Raw genomic sequence first — 18797 nt, forward strand, 5'->3', positions numbered from 1 at the left:
AGTCGGCGTGGCCGGGGCAGTCGACGTGGGCGTAGTGGCGGGCCGGCGTCTCATATTCGACGTGGGCCGTCGAAATCGTGATGCCACGCGCCTTTTCTTCCGGGGCAGCGTCGATCTGGTCGTAACGCTTGTACTCGCCGAAATACTTGGTGATCGCTGCCGTCAGAGACGTCTTGCCGTGGTCAACGTGGCCAATCGTGCCGATGTTAACGTGCGGCTTGTTGCGCTCAAACTTACTCTTTGCCATTTCGGCTCTCCATTATCTTTTCCCTGACGGGATGAATTTCTCTTTTATCGGTCAATAGGTATGCCGGTCACTTCTGACCGGAATACTTTGCCTGGATTTCCTGTGCGACGTTGCTCGGGACCGGCGCGTAATGATCGAACGACATCGTGTACTGAGCGCGGCCCTGCGACATGGAGCGCAGGTTGTCGACATACTTGAACATGTTGGCCAGCGGCACGTGCGCGTTGATGACAACGGCGATACCGCGGCTTTCCTGACCCTGGATCTGACCGCGACGCGAGTTCAGATCGCCGATCACGTCACCGACGTAATCTTCAGGCGTCACGACTTCGACCTTCATGATCGGCTCGAGAAGCTGGGCACCAGCCTTCTTGGCCGCTTCACGGAAGCAGGCGCGAGAAGCAATTTCGAAGGCGAGAACCGACGAGTCAACATCGTGGAATGCGCCGTCGATCAAGGTTGCCTTGACGCCGAGCATCGGGAAGCCAGCCAGCGGACCGGAAGAAAGCACGCTTTCGATACCCTTTTGAACGCCCGGGATGTATTCCTTCGGGATCGAGCCACCAACGATCTTCGATTCGAACTTGAAATCGTCGCCATCCGGGTTCGGTTCGAAGATGATCTTGACGCGCGCGAACTGACCGGTACCACCGGACTGCTTCTTGTGCGTGTAATCTTCTTCGTGCTTGCGCGTAATGCTTTCGCGGTAGGCAACCTGCGGCGCGCCGACGGTTGCTTCGACCTTGAATTCGCGACGCATACGGTCGACGAGAATGTCGAGATGCAGTTCGCCCATGCCGGCAATGATCGTCTGGCCGGATTCTTCGTCCGTCTTGACGCGGAACGAAGGATCTTCAGCAGCCAGGCGGTTGAGCGCGAGGCCCATCTTTTCCTGGTCGCCCTTGGTCTTCGGCTCGATGGCGATCTGGATGACCGGCTCGGGGAATTCCATGCGCTCAAGAATAACCTGATGCAGCGGATCGCAGAGCGTGTCGCCGGTGGTGGTTTCCTTGAGGCCGGCAAGAGCAACGATGTCGCCGGCGAAGGCTTCTTCGATGTCTTCACGGGAATTGGAGTGCATCTGCAGCATACGACCGATGCGCTCGCGCTTTTCCTTGACGGTGTTCATGACCGCCGTGCCCTTTTCGAGCTTGCCGGAATAGATACGAGCGAAGGTGAGCGAACCAACGAAGGGGTCGTTCATGATCTTGAATGCGAGCATCGAAAGCGGTTCGTCATCCGACGGATGCCGAGCAATTTCTGCTTCCGTCTTCACGTCGATGCCAGCGATCGAAGGAATATCGAGTGGCGAAGGCAAGTAATCGACAACGGCGTCGAGCAAAGGCTGAACACCCTTGTTCTTGAAGGCTGTGCCGCAGAACATCGGATGGAACTTGACGTCGATCGTGCCGCGGCGAACCAGCGCGCGGATCTGATCATTGTCAGGCATGATGCCTTCGAGATAGGCTTCCGTCGCAGCTTCATCGATATCGACGACCTGTTCGATCATCTTCTCGCGATATTCCTGCGCCTTTTCCTTCATGTCCTCAGGGATCTCGACGACATCCCACTGGGCGCCGAGCTGTTCGTCGCGCCAGATCAGGGCGTTCATCTCGATCAGGTCGATAACGCCGATGAAATCGCTTTCAGCGCCGATCGGCAGCTGCATGACGACGGCAATCGCACCCAGGCGGGTCTTGATCATCTCGACCGAACGATAGAAATCAGCGCCGGTCTTGTCCATCTTGTTGCAGAAGATCATCCGCGGAACATGGTACTTTTCAGCCTGACGCCAGACGGTTTCCGTCTGCGGCTCGACACCGGCGTTGGCATCGAGCAGCGCGATTGCGCCGTCGAGTACGCGCAGCGAACGCTCGACTTCGATGGTGAAGTCGACGTGTCCGGGGGTGTCGATGATGTTGAAGCGACGGGTCTTGCCGTCACGGCCCTTCCAGTAAGTCGTGGTTGCAGCGGACGTGATCGTGATGCCACGTTCCTGTTCCTGCTCCATCCAGTCCATCGTGGCAGCGCCGTCGTGAACTTCACCAATCTTGTGCGACTTGCCGGTGTAATAAAGAATCCGCTCGGTGGTCGTGGTCTTACCGGCGTCGATATGCGCCATGATACCGAAATTACGGTAGTCTTCGATTTTGTATGCGCGAGCCATTTTGGACTGCCTTTCGATACCGTTTTTCGATTACCAGCGATAATGCGAGAACGCACGGTTGGCATCAGCCATCTTGTGCGTGTCTTCGCGCTTCTTGACGGCGCTTCCACGATTGTTGGACGCATCGAGAAGCTCGCCGCTGAGGCGATCGACCATGGTTGTTTCATTGCGCTTGCGGGCAGCCGCGATCAACCAACGGATCGCGAGAGCCTGGCGGCGCTCGGGACGAACGTCGACCGGAACCTGATATGTGGCACCACCAACGCGGCGCGAACGAACTTCGACATGCGGAGCAATGTTGTCCAGAGCGGCGTGGAACACGATCAACGGCTCCTGCTTGGACTTGCCCTGCACGGTTTCGAATGCACCGTATACAATGTTTTCAGCCACGGACTTTTTGCCGTGAAGCATGATCGCGTTCATGAACTTCGTTACAACCAGATCACCGAACTTGGGATCCGGGTTGATTTCACGCTTCTCTGCTTTATGACGTCGGGACATATTTGTCGTCTCTCAACTTGTTACTGACGCTTCATCACGCGGAGAACCTCGCGTAGCGCCGGATTTCCGAACCGAATTACTTCGGACGCTTTGCACCGTACTTGGAACGGCGCTGCTTGCGGTTCTTGACACCCTGGGTATCGAGAACACCGCGAATGATGTGGTAACGAACGCCGGGCAAGTCCTTCACACGGCCGCCGCGGATCATCACGACAGAGTGTTCCTGAAGGTTATGGCCTTCACCCGGAATGTAACCAATGACTTCGAAGCCGTTGGTCAGGCGGATCTTTGCGACCTTACGCAGAGCCGAGTTCGGCTTCTTCGGCGTGGTCGTGTAGACGCGTGTGCAAACGCCGCGCTTCTGCGGGTTTTCCTGCAGGGCAGGAACCTTGTTGCGCTTTACCTGCGCCTGGCGAGGCTTGCGGATCAGCTGGTTTACGGTAGGCATTCAACCATCCCTTATAAAATCTTATCTCGATACCCTTTCGGGCATACCACTCGCCGTCTCCGGCAACGACACACGATCATGTCAATGCGCAAAACGTGGCCCTATCCGCTTGCACGGATGGACCACAAAAAGCAGAGGACACATAAAAAATGCGTCGTGCGTGCAGCATTCATATATTCAACGTGCGTTTAGGACCTTGTTTGAGGCGAACTCCAGAGCGTGTCGCTCCGAATAGCCTAGCCTCACATCGGACCTGATGGCGCGGGGAATACTGGGTTCGCGCCCATTCGTCAAGGCCGGTTAAGAAATAATCTTTGCCGGCTGCGGCTGAAAGCCCTGCAAACATGGCCTTTGCGATCCATTTATAGGGAAATGGTACCCACCCTTCAAGTTGGACTTGGGCATTTCGGTGAAAGCCTATAATGAATCGGTGAAACCGTGCCGCCAACGCGCGAAGGCAACCTAGAGATTCGCCAGCCGAATCGATTTCTACCGAAGGAAGACTTGATGATCGCCACGCCCGACAACGACAACAATTACGACGGCCCCATGGTCTTCATCATCATCGGCAAGGGATATGAGACGGATGGCAGCGAGGGCGTCGACCTGCATGTGATGCTGAAGGCTCCGGACGACGACACCGCGGTGCGCGAAGCACTGAATGCGCTTGCCGAAGAAGGCTTCATCGAGGCCGACCTCGACCAGATCGGCATGCTGACGGAAGTGCCCGACGAAGAACCGCATGCCTCGGCCTATCAGGGCGCACTCGAAGGCGAAGTGGCAATCATCCGCTTCCGTTGATCTGTTGGAAGGCGCCGCGACGAAAACTGCCCTCGCCTCTGCCTACATTACACCAAACGAAAAACCGCCCGGAGCGATCCGGGCGGTTTTTTACTGATACAGTCGTTCGCAGCTTATTCGGCGGCGGATGCGCTCTCGTTCATGTCCTGCAGCATCGGCGTGGCAACAGCCGAGCCGGAGCCCTTGCGGCGCTCTTCGAGGATCAGCTCGTCGCGAGCGGTCGCGATGCGGCGGATCTGCGTCATGGTACCACCGGTACCGGCCGGGATCAGGCGGCCGACGATGACGTTTTCCTTCAGACCCTGCAGGCCATCGGTCTTACCTGCGATTGCAGCTTCCGTCAGCACCTTCGTCGTTTCCTGGAAGGAGGCGGCGGAGATGAACGAAGGGGTCTGCAGCGACGCCTTGGTGATGCCGAGAAGAACCGGGTCGCCGTAGGCAGGCTTCTTGCCCTGTTCGATCAGGCTTTCGTTCAAGTCGTCGAGTTCGATCCGGTCGACACTGTCGCCGACGATGTAGTGGGTATCGCCCGCATCGGTGATTTCGACCTTCTGCAGCATCTGACGGACAATCACTTCGATGTGCTTGTCGTTGATGACAACGCCCTGCAGACGATAGACTTCCTGGATTTCGTTCACGAGATAGGAAGCCAAAGCCTCCACGCCCTTGATCGCCAGGATGTCGTGCGGTGCCGGGTTACCGTCGAGGATATAGTCACCCTTTTCGATGTAGTCGCCATCCTGAAGATGGAAGGGCTTGCCCTTCGGGATCAAGTACTCGACCGGTTCGACGCCGTCTTCCGCAGGCTCGATGATGACGCGGCGCTTGTTCTTGTAGTCGCGGCCGAGGCGGATCGTACCATCGATCTCTGCGATGATGGCATGGTCCTTCGGACGACGGGCTTCGAACAGTTCGGCAACGCGCGGCAGACCACCGGTGATGTCCTTGGTCTTGGCGCTTTCCAGCGGCGAGCGGGCAAGAACGTCACCCTGGCTGACCTTCTGGCCAGGCTCGACGGACAGGATCGCTTCGACCGACAGGAAGAACCGGGCATCGGTGCCGCGCGGCAGCTTGGCGACGTTGCCGTTGGCGTCCTTGATGACGATCGCCGGCTTCAGGTCGGTACCGCGTGGCGTCGAACGCCAATCAATGACCTGACGCTTGGTGATGCCAGTCGATTCGTCGGTCGCTTCGAGAACGGAGAGACCGTCGATGACGTCTTCGAACTGAACTGTACCAGCCAGTTCCGTCATGATCGGACGTGTATAAGGATCCCACTCGGCCAGACGCTGGCCGCGCTTCACCTTGTCGGCGTCGTCGACATAGATCTTCGAGCCGTAGGCGACGCGCTGCGAGGACCGTTCCACGCCGCGTTCGTCAAGGATCTGGATCGTCATGTTGCGGCCCATGGCGACGAGAACGCCGTCGGAGTTGCGCAGCATGTTGCGGTTCTTCAGTTGAACCGTGCCTTCGTAGGATGCCTCCAGGAACGACTGGTCGACCACGGTCGCCGTGCCGCCCAAGTGGAAGGTACGCATCGTCAGCTGGGTGCCCGGCTCACCGATCGACTGCGCTGCGATGACGCCGACAGCTTCACCAATGTTGACCGGTGTTCCGCGAGCAAGGTCGCGGCCGTAGCAGACGCCGCAGACGCCGGTCTGGATTTCGCAGGTCAGCGCCGAGCGGATGCGGATCGACTGAATGCCTGCCTTTTCGATCAACAGGACGTCCGGCTCGAGGATCATGCGGCCAGCATCGACGATGCGCTCACCCGTGACCGGATGATCGATGTCGTCCAGCGCGGTACGGCCGAGGATACGGACGCCGATGGAGGCAACGACCTGACCGGCATCGACGATGGCGGTCATGGTGAGGCCCTTGTCTGTGCCGCAATCGACATGCGTAACAATGCAATCCTGCGCGACGTCGACGAGACGGCGGGTCAGGTAACCGGAGTTCGCGGTCTTCAAAGCGGTGTCTGCGAGACCCTTGCGGGCGCCGTGCGTCGAGTTGAAGTACTCGTTCACGGTCAGGCCTTCCTTGAAGTTCGAGATGATCGGCGTCTCAATGATTTCGCCCGAAGGCTTGGCCATCAGGCCGCGCATGCCGCCCAGCTGACGCATCTGGTTCGGAGAACCGCGCGCGCCGGAATGGCTCATCATGTAGATCGAGTTCATCGGCTTTTGACGACCGGTTGCCGGATCGAATTCGACAGCCTTAATGCGGGCCATCATCTCTTCGGCGACCTTTTCAGTTGCCTTGCCCCAGGCGTCGACAACCTTGTTGTACTTCTCGCCCTGGGTGATCAGGCCGTCATTGTACTGCTGTTCGTATTCCTTCACCAGCGACTCGGTGTCGCCGACGATCTTCACCTTGGTGTCCGGAATGACCATGTCGTCCTTGCCGAACGAAATGCCGGCGCGGCAGGCATGGGCGAAACCGAGCTGCATGATACGGTCGCAGAAAATGACCGTGTCCTTCTGCCCGCAGTGACGATAGACCGTGTCGATCATCTTGGAGATGTTCTTCTTGGTCATTTCCTGGTTGCAAATGTCGAACGGCACCTTGAAATTCTTCGGCAACAGTTCACCGATGAGAAGACGGCCAGGCGTCGTCTCGTAGATCTTCGAATAGGGCTTGCCGTCCTCGTCGATGGACTTGAAGCGGCCGCGGATCTTGGAGTGCAGCGTCACGACCTTGTTTTCAAGCGCGTGATGCAGCTCGCCGAGGTCCGAGAAGGCCATGCCTTCGCCCGGCTCGTTCTGGTTCAGAATCGACAGATAGTAGAGACCGAGAACCATGTCCTGCGACGGAACGATGATCGGCGCGCCGTTTGCCGGGTGCAGGATGTTGTTGGTCGACATCATCAGGACGCGGGCTTCAAGCTGGGCTTCGAGCGACAGCGGCACGTGGACGGCCATCTGGTCACCGTCGAAGTCGGCGTTGAAGGCCGTGCAGACGAGCGGATGCAGCTGGATCGCCTTGCCTTCGACCAGCATGGGTTCGAAAGCCTGGATGCCCAGACGGTGCAGCGTCGGCGCGCGGTTCAAGAGGACCGGATGTTCGCGGATGACCTCGTCGAGGATATCCCAAACCTCGGGCTTTTCCTTCTCGACCAGCTTCTTTGCCTGCTTGACGGTGGAGGAGTAACCCTTTGCGTCGAGGCGGGCGTAGATGAACGGCTTGAAGAGCTCGAGCGCCATCTTCTTCGGCAAGCCGCACTGGTGCAGCTTCAGCTCCGGACCGGTCACGATGACCGAGCGGCCGGAATAGTCGACGCGCTTGCCGAGCAGGTTCTGGCGGAAGCGGCCCTGCTTGCCCTTGAGCATGTCGGAGAGCGACTTCAAAGGACGCTTGTTGGCACCCGTGATGACGCGACCGCGACGGCCGTTGTCAAACAGCGCATCGACGGATTCCTGCAACATGCGCTTTTCGTTGCGGATGATGATGCCAGGCGCGCGCAGTTCGATCAGCCGCTTCAGACGATTGTTGCGGTTGATGACGCGGCGATAGAGATCGTTCAGGTCGGAGGTGGCGAAACGGCCACCGTCGAGAGGCACGAGCGGGCGCAGGTCCGGCGGGATGACCGGAACGACCTTCATGATCATCCATTCCGGGCGGTTGCCGGATTCCAGGAAGTTCTCGACGATCTTCAGCCGCTTCATCAGCTTCTTCTGCTTCAGATCCGACGTCGTTTCGGCAAGATCCGTGCGCAGGTCGCCGGCGATCTTTTCGAGATTCATGCTGGCAAGCATCTCGTAGATGGCTTCGGCACCGATCATGGCGGTGAACTGGTCTTCGCCATATTCATCGACGGCGAGCATGTATTCTTCTTCGCTAAGGAGGTGATGTTCCTTAAGCGCCGTCAGGCCAGGCTCGGTGACGATGTAGTTTTCGAAGTAGAGAACGCGTTCGACATCCTTCAGCGTCATGTCGAGCAGCGTGGAGATGCGGCTCGGCAGGGACTTCAAGAACCAGATGTGTGCGACAGGAGCTGCGAGCTCGATGTGGCCCATGCGCTCACGGCGAACGCGTGAAAGCGTCACTTCGACGCCGCACTTTTCGCAGATGATACCCTTGTACTTCATGCGCTTGTACTTGCCGCACAGGCACTCGTAGTCCTTGATCGGGCCAAAGATGCGCGCGCAGAACAGACCGTCGCGTTCCGGCTTGAACGTACGGTAGTTGATGGTCTCCGGCTTCTTGATCTCTCCGTAAGACCAGGAGAGAATCTTCTCCGGCGATGCGATCGAAATCCGGATGGAATCGAAGTTCTGTGCAGGCACCTGCGGATTGAAAAGATTCATGACCTCTTGGTTCATGCCTGTCTCCTTCATGGGCGAAACGCCCTCAAAATGCGATCAGTACCGGCAAATTCCCGGGAACCGGACTGACGCCTTAAAACGACAATAACCGCAAACTGCGGCGAAATCGTCCCAGCCGGGCCGACACGCGAAAACGGGGCGCCGGCGGGAACGGTGCGTGCGCGCTGCGTTTAGACAGCGCGCACCCTAGAGGATGTTATTCAGCCGCGTCTGGAAGCTGGGTCGCCGCCTGCAGGTCGTCGAGCTTGGAGTTCTCCAGTTCGACACTGAGGCCAAGCGAGCGCATTTCCTTGACGAGAACGTTGAAGCTCTCCGGAATGCCGGCCTCGAAGGTATCGTCGCCACGGACGATGGCTTCGTAGACCTTGGTTCGGCCGGCGACGTCGTCCGACTTTACCGTCAGCATTTCCTGCAGCGTGTAAGCCGCGCCATAGGCCTCAAGCGCCCAGACTTCCATTTCGCCGAAGCGCTGGCCACCGAACTGCGCTTTACCGCCCAGCGGCTGCTGGGTAACGAGCGAGTAAGGACCGATCGAACGAGCGTGGATCTTGTCGTCGACCAAGTGGTTGAGCTTCAGCATGTAGATGTAGCCAACGGTGACCTGGCGGTCGAACTGCTCGCCGGTACGACCATCGTACAGCGTCGACTGACCGCTTTCCTTGAGGCCTGCCAATACCAGCATGGCATTGACGTCGGCTTCATGGGCGCCGTCGAAAACCGGCGTCGCAATCGAAACGCCGCGCTTCCACTGATCGGCCAGACGAACGACGGAGTCGTCGTCATAATCGCGGACTTCATCGCCCTTCGGGCCAGGTCCGACGATATCGTCGATCGTCTTGCGAAGCGGCGTGATGTTGCCGTTGACCTTGTAGGCTTCCAGAAGATCGCCGATCTGACGTCCCATGCCGGCGCAAGCCCAGCCGAGATGCGTTTCGAGGATCTGTCCGACGTTCATGCGCGAAGGCACGCCGAGCGGATTGAGCACGATGTCGACATGCGTACCGTCTTCGAGGAACGGCATGTCTTCGACCGGCACGATGCGCGATACGACGCCCTTGTTGCCATGACGGCCGGCCATCTTGTCGCCCGGCTGGATCTTGCGCTTCACAGCGACGAAGACCTTGACCATCTTCATGACGCCCGGAGGCATTTCATCGCCGCGCTGGACCTTTTCGACCTTGTCCATGAAGCGCTGTTCAAGGCGCGACTTGGATTCGTCGTACTGGCCGCGAAGTGCTTCGAGTTCGCCCTGGACACGTTCGTCCTCGACAGCAAACATCCACCACTGCGAACGCGGATATTCTGACACGACCGAGTTCGAAAGCTCGCCGCCTTTCTTGAAGCCCTTCGGCCCCGCGATGGAAGCCTGGCCGCGAAGCATCTCGATCAGGCGACCGTAGACGTTTCGGTCGAGGATCGCCTGCTCGTCGTCGCGGTCCTTGGCGAGACGCTCGATTTCCTCACGCTCGATTGCCATGGCGCGTTCGTCCTTCTCAACGCCGTGGCGATTGAAGACGCGAACTTCGACGACCGTCCCGTAGGTGCCGGGCGGCATGCGCATGGACGTGTCGCGGACGTCGGAGGCCTTTTCACCGAAGATGGCGCGCAGAAGCTTTTCTTCCGGCGTCATCGGGCTTTCGCCCTTCGGCGTGATCTTGCCGACGAGGATGTCGCCCGGCTGTACTTCGGCGCCGATGTAGACGATGCCGGCTTCGTCGAGGTTCTTCAGCGCTTCTTCCGAAACGTTCGGAATGTCACGCGTGATTTCTTCCGGACCAAGCTTGGTGTCGCGAGCCATCACTTCGAATTCCTCGATGTGGATGGAGGTGAACACGTCGTCGGCAACGATACGCTCGGAGAGCAGGATCGAGTCTTCGTAGTTGTAGCCATTCCACGGCATGAACGCGACGAGCACGTTGCGACCGAGCGCCAGATCGCCGAGGTCCGTCGATGGACCGTCTGCGAGGATGTCGCCCTTGTTGACCACGTCACCGACGGTGACCAGCGGGCGCTGGTTGACACAGGTGTTCTGGTTCGAACGCTGGAACTTCATCAGGCGGTAGATATCGACACCGGACTTCGACGGATCGAGGTCCTCGGTGGCGCGGATAACGATACGCGTCGCATCGACCTGGTCGACCACGCCGCCACGACGGGCGCCGATGGCAGCGCCGGAATCGCGGGCAACGACCGGTTCCATGCCGGTGCCGACGAACGGAGCTTCCGCACGCAGCAAAGGCACGGCCTGACGCTGCATGTTCGAGCCCATCAGAGCACGGTTGGCGTCGTCGTTTTCCAGGAACGGAATGAGCGCGGCTGCGACCGAGACCAGCTGCTTCGGCGAGACGTCCATCAGATTGATGTTGTCGCGCGGAGCGAGCATGACTTCGCCGGCATGACGGCAGACGACGAACTCTTCCGAGAACGAACCATCAGGGTTCATTTCAGCATTTGCCTGAGCAACGTAGTACTTCGCCTCTTCCATTGCGGAGAGGTAGAGCACTTCAAAGGTGACCTTGCCGTCGATGATCTTGCGGTAAGGGCTTTCGATGAAGCCGTACTTGTTGACGCGGGCAAAGGTCGCCAGCGAATTGATCAGACCGATATTCGGGCCTTCCGGCGTTTCGATCGGGCAAATACGACCATAGTGGGTCGGATGCACGTCGCGGACTTCGAAGCCAGCGCGCTCGCGCGTCAGACCACCAGGTCCAAGTGCCGAAAGACGACGCTTATGCGTGATTTCCGAGAGCGGGTTCACCTGGTCCATGAACTGCGACAGCTGCGACGAGCCGAAGAATTCGCGGACGGCGGCGGCTGCCGGCTTGGCGTTGATCAGATCCTGCGGCATGACCGTGTCGATCTCGATCGAGGACATGCGTTCCTTGATCGCCCGTTCCATGCGCAGCAAGCCGAGGCGATACTGATTTTCCATCAGCTCGCCAACCGAGCGAACGCGGCGGTTGCCGAGGTTGTCGATATCGTCGATCTCGCCCTTGCCATCGCGCAGTTCGACCAGCATCTTGACCACGGCCAGGATGTCGTCCTTGCGCAGGATGCGAACCGTGTCTTCGACGTCGAGATCAAGGCGCATGTTCATCTTGACGCGGCCGACGGCCGACAGGTCATAGCGCTCACTGTCGAAGAACAGCGAATTGAACATGGCTTCGGCCGATTCCATTGTCGGCGGCTCGCCCGGACGCATGACGCGATAGATATCGAACAGTGCGTCCTGACGGTTCTGGTTCTTGTCGGCAGACAGCGTGTTGCGGATATAGGCGCCGACATTGATGTGGTCGATGCCGAGAACCGGGATTTCATCGAAGCCGGAGGCAAGGATCAGTGCCAAGGACTTTTCGTCGATTTCGTCGCCAGCTTCGAGATAGATCTCGCCGGTTGCGAAGTTGACGATGTCTTCGGCGAGATAGTTGCCGTAGATGTCTTCGTCGCTGGCCTTCAGAGCCTTGAGGCCCTTGTCCTGCAGCGTGCGAAGCAGGCGCGGGGTCAGCTTCTTGCCGCCTTCGACAACGACTTCGCCGGTATCGGCGTCGACCATGTCAGTGATGGTCTTTGCGCCCTTCAAGGTTTCAGCCTTGAACGGAATCCGCCAGCCGTCGCCCGAACGGACGTAGTTCGACTTGGTGTAGAAGGTCGAAAGGATTTCTTCCCCGTCCATGCCGAGCGCCATCAGCAGTGACGTGACAGGAATCTTGCGGCGACGGTCGATACGCGCATAGACGATGTCTTTGGCGTCGAACTCGATGTCGAGCCACGAGCCACGGTACGGGATGACGCGGGCGGCGAACAAAAGCTTGCCGGACGAGTGGCTCTTGCCCTTGTCGTGGTCGAAGAACACGCCCGGCGAACGGTGCATCTGCGAGACGATGACGCGCTCGGTGCCGTTGACAATGAACGTGCCGTTGTTGGTCATGAGCGGCATGTCGCCCATGTAGACGCTCTGTTCCTTGATGTCCTTGATGGACTTCGCGCCCGTATCCTCGTCGATATCGAACACGATGAGGCGCAGCGTCACCTTGAGCGGCGCTGCGTAGGTCAGGTCGCGCTGGCGGCATTCGTCGACGTCGAATTTCGGCGGCTCGAATTCATAGGAAACAAATTCCAGCATCGAAGCGCCGGAGAAATCTGTGATCGGGAATACCGACTTGAAAACGGACTGGAGGCCCTCTTCAGGACGTCCACCTTCTGGCTCTTTAACCATCAGGAACTGGTCGTAGGATGCCTTTTGAACCTCGATGAGGTTCGGCATTTCTGCGACTTCGGGAATTTTACCAAAAAACTTGCGTACGCGCCTACGACCGTTGAACGTAAGGGTCTGAGCCATCGTCGCTCCTTCAAAATCTTGCATCCGGGCCTGCAACGGACGGGTTTCGCTGGCCAGGCGATCCCGTCAATCAATGGGTCAATCAATCTCGTCCAATTCCCAAAACGCCAGCGCGGATTGCTGTGCTGTTCCAGGTTCGAGACCATCCTCTTGAAGAACCCATTACCCAAAAGCCATTTTCCCGGCTTTTGGGTAATTTGTTCAGAAAAACGGCAAATGGGAGGCGGCAAAAAAGCCACCCCCCAAAAGCAGTTTGATGCTTACTTGACGTCGGCCTTGGCGCCAGCGTCTTCAAGCTTCTTCTTGATGTCAGCAGCTTCAGCCTTGGAAACGCCTTCCTTGACTGCCTTCGGAGCAGCTTCGACCAGATCCTTGGCTTCCTTGAGGCCCAGGCCGGTGATGGCGCGGACTTCCTTGATGACGTTGATCTTGTTGGCGCCGACATCCGAAAGGATGACGTCGAACTCGGTCTTTTCTTCTTCAACGACAGCAGCAGCGGCACCGCCGCCGGCAGCAGCAACTGCTACCGGAGCAGCAGCGGAAACGCCCCACTTTTCTTCGAGAAGCTTAGACAGTTCTGCGGCTTCGAGAACGGTCAGGGAGGACAGGTCGTCAACGATCTTTGCGAGATCAGTCATGTTTTTAGTTCCTTTTGTTCGGTTCGAACTGGTTGATTATGAACAGCGAAAAACCGCCTTACGCGGCTTCGTCCTTCTTGGCGTAGGCCGCGAACACGCGAGCAAGCTGACTTGCCGGTGCTGCAACAACCCCTGCGATACGGGTAGCTGGTGTCTGGATCATCGCCAGCAGCTTCGAACGCAGTTCGTCAAGCGAAGGCAGGGTCGCAAGCGACCGAACAGCTTCGGCATTGAGCGTGGTTGTGCCCATGGCGCCGCCCAGTACAATGATCTTGTCATTGGTCTTGGCGAAATCCACGAGAACCTTTGGAGCCGTTACGGGATCAGTGCTGTATGCGATCAGCGTCTGTCCCTTGAAGAGATCAGACATCCCTTCCGATTCCGTGCCCTGAAGAGCAATTTTGGCCAGGCGGTTCTTCGCGACTTTGACGGTGCCGCCAGCAGCGCGCATCTTCGAACGGAAGTCGTTCATCTGTGCGACTGTGACACCAGCATAGTGGGCCACGACAACTGAGCCCGAAGCCTTGAAGACTTCGTTCAGTTCCGTGACGAATTCGCGTTTTTCCGCTCTTTCCACTGCTTTTCTCCAGTAGGCAAGACCGTGAAGAACGGCCCTGCCGGGTTGCCTTTTGCCTCCTGGGATCAGTAGAGATCCCAAGCGACGCTTGAGGATCCTGTCCCCTCGCGCTCGAGCCCGAAGGCTGCAAGGCACAAGGCATCCAAGGCTCGAACCGAGTTCATCGAAGTGCAAACTTCTTCAAAATTCGGGTCTTACCCGTCTCATGCAGGCATCAGTGATTAAGGGATAACCACCTGCAATCTCGGACAGGAATTCCGGATTTCTCCGGAAATCCCAGCCTCCCTAGAGAGGCCGGGAATTCGTGACGACCGGGCTAAAAGCCCCGCCGATGATTATGCCGCTGCCGTGACCGACGAAACGTCGATGCGAACGCCCGGACCCATGGTCGAGGAGATCGCTACGCGCTTGACGTAGTTGCCCTTGGCGCCAGCAGGCTTTGCCTTGATGACGGCGTCGGCGAAGGCACGGATGTTTTCTTCCAGAGCCTTGGCGTCGAACGAGGCCTTGCCGATACCGGCATGAACGATGCCAGCCTTCTCGACGCGGAACTCGACAGCGCCGCCCTTGGATGCCTTGACGGCACCGGCAACGTCCATGGTGACCGTTCCGACCTTCGGGTTCGGCATCATGCCGCGCGGTCCGAGAACCTTGCCGAGACGGCCGACGAGCGGCATCATGTCAGGAGTGGCGATGCAACGATCGAAGTCGATCTTGCCGCCCTGGACGATTTCGACCAGGTCTTCGGCGCCAACGACGTCAGCACCTGCAGCGCGGGCTTCATCAGCCTTGGCGCCACGTGCGAAAACGGCAACGCGAACGTCACGGCCGGTACCGTTCGGCAGGTTGACTACGCCACGGACCATCTGGTCTGCATGGCGCGGGTCGACGCCGAGGTTCATCGACACTTCGACGGTTTCGTCGAACTTGGCGATAGCCCGTTCCTTGACCATGCCGATGGCGAGCGGAAGTGCGTAGAGCTTGGTAGCGTCTACGCCTTCGCGGATCTTCTGAATACGCTTAGCAACCATCGTCTTAACCCACCACTTCCAGGCCCATGGAGCGGGCAGAGCCCTCGACCATTGCCATTGCGCCTTCGACGTCGGCTGCATTCAGGTCCTTCATCTTGGCCTGAGCAATCGTGCGAACCTGATCGATGGTGATCGAGCCGGCCTTGGTCTTGCCAGGCAGCTTCGAACCAGCCGTGATCTTGGCTTCCTTCTTCAGGAAGTAGCTGACCGGCGGCTGCTTCATGATAAAGGTGAAGGACTTGTCCTGGTAATAGGTGATGACGACCGGAATCGGCATGCCCTTTTCCATTTCCTGCGTGGCGGCATTAAACGCCTTGCAGAATTCCATGATGTTAACGCCACGCTGACCAAGCGCCGGGCCGATTGGCGGGGACGGGTTTGCCGATCCTGCCTTGACCTGAAGCTTGAGCTGGCCTGCAACTTTCTTAGCCATATCTCTCTGCCTTTCACTGCTGACCGGTTACCCGGTCGTTGATGCCGGATTTCTCCGGCGGCTGCGGTTGCGTGGTGCGGCTCGGGGTCCGGCTAAGGCCCCTTCCCTCCCACGCGCTGTCGCGACCCTAAGGTCGCAACTTCAATCAGACCTTCTCGACCTGACTGTATTCAAGCTCGACCGGCGTAGCGCGGCCGAAAATCGATACTTCCACCTTGAGGCGGGAGCGTTCTTCGTCGACATCCTGAACGGTGCCGTTGAAGGAGGCGAACGGACCATCGGAAACGCGGACCTGCTCGCCGATCTCGAAGGATATGGACGCCTTCGGCCGCTCGACACCTTCCTGAACCTGACCAAGGATGCGATCAGCTTCACTGTCCGGGATCGGAACGGGCTTGTTGTCTGAGCCGAGGAATCCTGTGACCTTCGGCGTATTCTTGATCAGGTGGTAGGCTTCATCCGTCAGATTGGCACGTACCATGACGTAGCCCGGGAAGAACTTGCGCTCACTATCGACCTTGCGGCCGCGGCGCACTTCAACCACCTTCTCGGTCGGCACCAGTATCTTCTCGAAGAGGTGAGAAAGACCCTTCTGCCTTGCCTTCTCCTCGATGGATTCGGCAACCTTCTTTTCAAAATTAGAATAAGCGTGGACGATGTACCAACGTGCCGCCATCTTCATCTCCACCCAATATCAGTTGCCGGCATGCAGCACGTAGCCGAGGATCCAACCGATAAGCTGGTCCGCGGCAAAGAAAAACACCGATGCAAACACCACCATGACAAGAACCATGATTGTCGAAATCATCGTCTCGCGGCGCGATGGCCAAGTGACTTTTGCCGTCTCGGAGCGGACCTGCTGCAGAAACGTAAACGGATTCGATTTGGATGCCATTGACTGCCCACGCAATTACGGCGCGTAAAGCTGAACAAGTCAGCCCCACGCACCGCGTGTCTGTTGAACCCTACATAAACATCGATTCCCAATTTAACAAGAGGGAATCGAGGCTCCGCGAAATTCGCCACTCTCGTGACTGGTCTTCGATCCCATGAAGCAGCGATAGAGCCGCGCTAGACAGACCGAAGAAAAATGGCAGGGGCAGCAGGGCTCGAACCTACGACCTGCGGTTTTGGAGACCGCCGCTCTACCAGCTGAGCTATACCCCCACACGCTGCGACTTCAAGCACCTGGCGCATTTTCGCCGAGCACCCTATGGACGCATGGCGCTCCTTTAAGACGGGACGCCATGAATGGCAAGTGTGTTTTTCGATTTTTCCGATGCGCCTCCGCCGCCCGCTAGACCTTCACGTATTTTCGCCAGTCGTGCTCTTGCTTAAAGCCGAGCACGTCGCGGATCTTGGCGTTGGAAAGCAAGCCTTCGTACTCGCCGATCTCGCGGGTGAAGGGCACATTGGGGAAAAAGCGCTTCGCCAATTCGCGAACCGGGGTGTTGGCCGACACCGTATCGTTGGCGGCGTTGAATATCTGAAAGCCGAGCCCATCCTTCTCGATGCAGCGGTGAACGATCTGTCCGAGGTCGCGTGCGTCGATGTAGCTCCAGGCGATGCGCTTGCGCATTTCCGGCTTGGCGAAGAATTCGGGAAACGTCTCATATTCGTGCGGTTCGATGACGTTGCCGATCCTGAGCGCATAGATGTCGAAGCCCGAGCGTTCGGCAAAGGCGCGCGCCGTCTTCTCGTTGACGACCTTGGACAGACCGTAGCTGTCCATCGGATCGACGTCATAGTTCTCATCGAGTGGAAACTGGTGGAAGTCGCGATGGCCCTCGGCAAAGCAGATGCCATAGGTCGTCTCGCTCGAGGCGACGATAATCTTGCGAATGCCGAGCTTCACCGCTGCCTCGATGACATTATAGGTACCCATCGTATTGATGCGGAACGTCTCATTGTCGGGCTTGATCAAAATGCGCGGGATCGCCGCAAAATGGACGACGGCGTCGAAGGGCTGGACGCCGTCCCCCTTGTCGAGATCCGGGAAATCCCGATGCATCGACAGTGCATTGAACACCTGTCCCTGATCGGTGACATCCGCGATAAGATTGGTGACGCCGGGGCTGTCGAGCGGCACGAGATCGACATTGTGCACTTCGTAACCGGCATTGATGAGCCACGGCACGGCATGCCGCCCCGCCTTGCCCGTGCCGCCGGTGAACAGAATGCGCTTTGCCATCGAAGATCCTCCCGTTAAAAGCGAGGGATAGATAAACCCCTTGCTGTCATTCGCAAGGGCGCGATGTGGACAGGCGGTTGTGATCAGGAAGATGTGAATGAGAGCGAGTGGGTCCCAGGCCCAACCTCTCGAATTTCCTTTTGATTTCATCCATTTTCAGGAGACCCGTATTTCATGATTTATTTGGTTCGCCACGGTCAGACCGAGTTCAATGCGAGCAGTCGCTGGCAGGGGCAGGTTGACTCGCCGCTGACGGAACTGGGTAGAGCGCAGGCCCGGCGCGTTGGCAGGTCGCTTCGCAGGCTCGTCGACCCGGCTGAGGTCACACTATTTTCCAGTCCTCTTGGCCGCGCCCATGCGACAGCGAGCATTATCTCTGAGGAGCTCGGCGTCTCCGGCGACATCATCCTGGATGCGCGATTGATGGAAGTCGGAATGGGCTCCTGGGATGGCCTAACCGACTACGAAATAGAAATGGAATGGCCCAAGGCGCGCGATGGTCTCGGACGTTACGAATGGTTTTTTCATTCGCCGGATGGCGAGAGCTACGACGGGATGGAAACGCGGCTCACGGGTGCGCTGGACGAAATCTCGAACGATCCGGCGGCGATGAAAATCATCGTTTCGCATGGCGTTGCCGGTGGGATGATCCGCAGGTTGTTTGCCGGCCTCGACAGACAAGCCGGACTGTCGCTCGACGTGCCTCAGGATGCGATTTTCCGCCTGGAAAACGGTACCGTCACCCACCTCGAATGCGAGGCCTAGTTCCCAGCTGAAACCCTTCCAAGTTCAAGAACGGACAAAGGAAAAAGGTCCCGCTGTTGCCAGCGGGACCTTCTAAATCGGTAAAAGCCGATACTTACTCGACGATCGACGCTACGATGCCGGCGCCAACGGTGCGGCCGCCTTCGCGGATGGCGAAGCGCAGCTTTTCTTCCATGGCGATCGGCACGATCAGTTCAACGGCAACGGTGACGTTGTCGCCCGGCATGACCATTTCCGTGCCTTCAGGCAAGGAGACGATGCCGGTCACGTCGGTCGTGCGGAAGTAGAACTGCGGACGATAGTTGGTGAAGAACGGCGTATGACGACCGCCTTC

The 18797-nt window shown here is 58.3% G+C and carries 15 protein-coding genes, 1 tRNA gene and 1 pseudogene; 2 read left to right on the top strand and 15 right to left on the bottom strand.

Annotated elements, in window-relative coordinates; all coding sequences use genetic code 11:
• The 4 genes from AB4Z52_RS34030 to rpsL form a co-directional block, all read right to left on the bottom strand.
• Positions 1-247 (bottom strand): GTP-binding protein (locus AB4Z52_RS34030; protein WP_442217304.1); only part of this gene is annotated, 247 nt, incomplete at its 3' end.
• A 67-nt stretch (positions 248-314) separates the two neighbouring features.
• A complete protein-coding gene (fusA, locus tag AB4Z52_RS34035; protein ID WP_442222253.1) occupies positions 315-2414 on the bottom strand; it encodes an elongation factor G in 2100 nt (699 codons plus the stop codon).
• Between the two features lie 30 nt (positions 2415-2444).
• A complete protein-coding gene (gene rpsG, locus AB4Z52_RS34040) occupies positions 2445-2915 on the bottom strand; it encodes a 30S ribosomal protein S7 (RefSeq protein ID WP_111158098.1) in 471 nt (156 codons plus the stop codon).
• A 76-nt stretch (positions 2916-2991) separates the two neighbouring features.
• Entirely contained in the window at positions 2992-3363 is a 372-nt protein-coding gene (gene rpsL / locus AB4Z52_RS34045; RefSeq protein WP_003507760.1) for a 30S ribosomal protein S12, read from the bottom strand.
• Between the two features lie 507 nt (positions 3364-3870).
• Here rpsL and AB4Z52_RS34050 point away from each other — a divergent pair.
• A complete protein-coding gene (locus AB4Z52_RS34050; protein ID WP_442222254.1) occupies positions 3871-4164 on the top strand; it encodes a transcriptional regulator in 294 nt (97 codons plus the stop codon).
• A 113-nt stretch (positions 4165-4277) separates the two neighbouring features.
• Here AB4Z52_RS34050 and rpoC read toward each other — a convergent pair whose 3' ends face one another.
• The 10 genes from rpoC to AB4Z52_RS34100 all read right to left on the bottom strand — a co-directional run bounded on the left by rpoC (position 4278) and on the right by AB4Z52_RS34100 (position 17698).
• Positions 4278-8486 carry a DNA-directed RNA polymerase subunit beta' gene (gene rpoC / locus AB4Z52_RS34055; protein ID WP_442222255.1) on the bottom strand — a complete coding sequence of 1403 codons (4209 nt, stop codon included), beginning with the start codon at positions 8484-8486 and terminating at the stop codon, positions 4278-4280.
• Positions 8487-8685: 199 nt separating this feature from the next.
• Positions 8686-12828: a DNA-directed RNA polymerase subunit beta gene (gene rpoB / locus AB4Z52_RS34060; RefSeq protein ID WP_442222256.1), complete on the bottom strand. Its 4143-nt coding sequence runs from the start codon at positions 12826-12828 to the stop codon at positions 8686-8688.
• 260 nt (positions 12829-13088) lie between these two features.
• Positions 13089-13466, bottom strand: a complete 378-nt coding sequence (rplL, locus tag AB4Z52_RS34065) for a 50S ribosomal protein L7/L12 (RefSeq protein WP_111158102.1) — start codon at positions 13464-13466, stop codon at positions 13089-13091.
• Positions 13467-13524: 58 nt separating this feature from the next.
• Positions 13525-14043: a 50S ribosomal protein L10 gene (gene rplJ, locus AB4Z52_RS34070; protein WP_111158103.1), complete on the bottom strand. Its 519-nt coding sequence runs from the start codon at positions 14041-14043 to the stop codon at positions 13525-13527.
• A gap of 335 nt (positions 14044-14378) precedes the next feature.
• Positions 14379-15074 carry a 50S ribosomal protein L1 gene (rplA, locus tag AB4Z52_RS34075; protein WP_442222257.1) on the bottom strand — a complete coding sequence of 232 codons (696 nt, stop codon included), beginning with the start codon at positions 15072-15074 and terminating at the stop codon, positions 14379-14381.
• A 4-nt stretch (positions 15075-15078) separates the two neighbouring features.
• Positions 15079-15507, bottom strand: coding sequence for a 50S ribosomal protein L11 (gene rplK / locus AB4Z52_RS34080; RefSeq protein WP_442222258.1), 429 nt, complete (start codon positions 15505-15507; stop codon positions 15079-15081).
• A 145-nt stretch (positions 15508-15652) separates the two neighbouring features.
• Positions 15653-16183: a transcription termination/antitermination protein NusG gene (gene nusG / locus AB4Z52_RS34085; protein WP_111158106.1), complete on the bottom strand. Its 531-nt coding sequence runs from the start codon at positions 16181-16183 to the stop codon at positions 15653-15655.
• A gap of 18 nt (positions 16184-16201) precedes the next feature.
• Positions 16202-16402, bottom strand: coding sequence for a preprotein translocase subunit SecE (secE, locus tag AB4Z52_RS34090; protein WP_111158107.1), 201 nt, complete (start codon positions 16400-16402; stop codon positions 16202-16204).
• A gap of 196 nt (positions 16403-16598) precedes the next feature.
• A tRNA-Trp gene (locus AB4Z52_RS34095) sits at positions 16599-16674 on the bottom strand.
• A 130-nt stretch (positions 16675-16804) separates the two neighbouring features.
• Positions 16805-17698 carry an NAD-dependent epimerase/dehydratase family protein gene (locus AB4Z52_RS34100; protein ID WP_442222259.1) on the bottom strand — a complete coding sequence of 298 codons (894 nt, stop codon included), beginning with the start codon at positions 17696-17698 and terminating at the stop codon, positions 16805-16807.
• A 174-nt stretch (positions 17699-17872) separates the two neighbouring features.
• Between AB4Z52_RS34100 and AB4Z52_RS34105 the strand changes: the two genes are divergently transcribed.
• On the top strand, positions 17873-18463 hold the full coding sequence (locus AB4Z52_RS34105) for a histidine phosphatase family protein (RefSeq protein ID WP_442222260.1): 591 nt from the start codon (positions 17873-17875) through the stop codon (positions 18461-18463).
• A gap of 94 nt (positions 18464-18557) precedes the next feature.
• On the opposite strand, the pseudogene tuf reads toward AB4Z52_RS34105, so the two are convergent.
• Positions 18558-18797, bottom strand: a pseudogene (tuf, locus tag AB4Z52_RS34110) (elongation factor Tu); the annotation flags it as partial.

The organism is Rhizobium sp. 2YAF20, assembly GCF_052114685.1.
GTDB lineage: Bacteria > Pseudomonadota > Alphaproteobacteria > Rhizobiales > Rhizobiaceae > Rhizobium.

Bases quoted from the DNA above. Each gene is read 5' to 3' on its own strand.
- fusA (WP_442222253.1), bottom strand. From the start codon at position 2,414: ATGGCTCGCGCATACAAAATCGAAGACTACCGTAATTTCGGTATCATG.
- rpsG (WP_111158098.1), bottom strand. From the start codon at position 2,915: ATGTCCCGACGTCATAAAGCAGAGAAGCGTGAAATCAACCCGGATCCC.
- rpsL (WP_003507760.1), bottom strand. From the start codon at position 3,363: ATGCCTACCGTAAACCAGCTGATCCGCAAGCCTCGCCAGGCGCAGGTA.
- AB4Z52_RS34050 (WP_442222254.1), top strand. From the start codon at position 3,871: ATGATCGCCACGCCCGACAACGACAACAATTACGACGGCCCCATGGTC.
- rpoC (WP_442222255.1), bottom strand. From the start codon at position 8,486: ATGAACCAAGAGGTCATGAATCTTTTCAATCCGCAGGTGCCTGCACAG.
- rpoB (WP_442222256.1), bottom strand. From the start codon at position 12,828: ATGGCTCAGACCCTTACGTTCAACGGTCGTAGGCGCGTACGCAAGTTT.
- rplL (WP_111158102.1), bottom strand. From the start codon at position 13,466: ATGACTGATCTCGCAAAGATCGTTGACGACCTGTCCTCCCTGACCGTT.
- rplA (WP_442222257.1), bottom strand. From the start codon at position 15,074: ATGGTTGCTAAGCGTATTCAGAAGATCCGCGAAGGCGTAGACGCTACC.
- rplK (WP_442222258.1), bottom strand. From the start codon at position 15,507: ATGGCTAAGAAAGTTGCAGGCCAGCTCAAGCTTCAGGTCAAGGCAGGA.
- nusG (WP_111158106.1), bottom strand. From the start codon at position 16,183: ATGGCGGCACGTTGGTACATCGTCCACGCTTATTCTAATTTTGAAAAG.
- secE (WP_111158107.1), bottom strand. From the start codon at position 16,402: ATGGCATCCAAATCGAATCCGTTTACGTTTCTGCAGCAGGTCCGCTCC.
- AB4Z52_RS34100 (WP_442222259.1), bottom strand. From the start codon at position 17,698: ATGGCAAAGCGCATTCTGTTCACCGGCGGCACGGGCAAGGCGGGGCGG.
- AB4Z52_RS34105 (WP_442222260.1), top strand. From the start codon at position 17,873: ATGATTTATTTGGTTCGCCACGGTCAGACCGAGTTCAATGCGAGCAGT.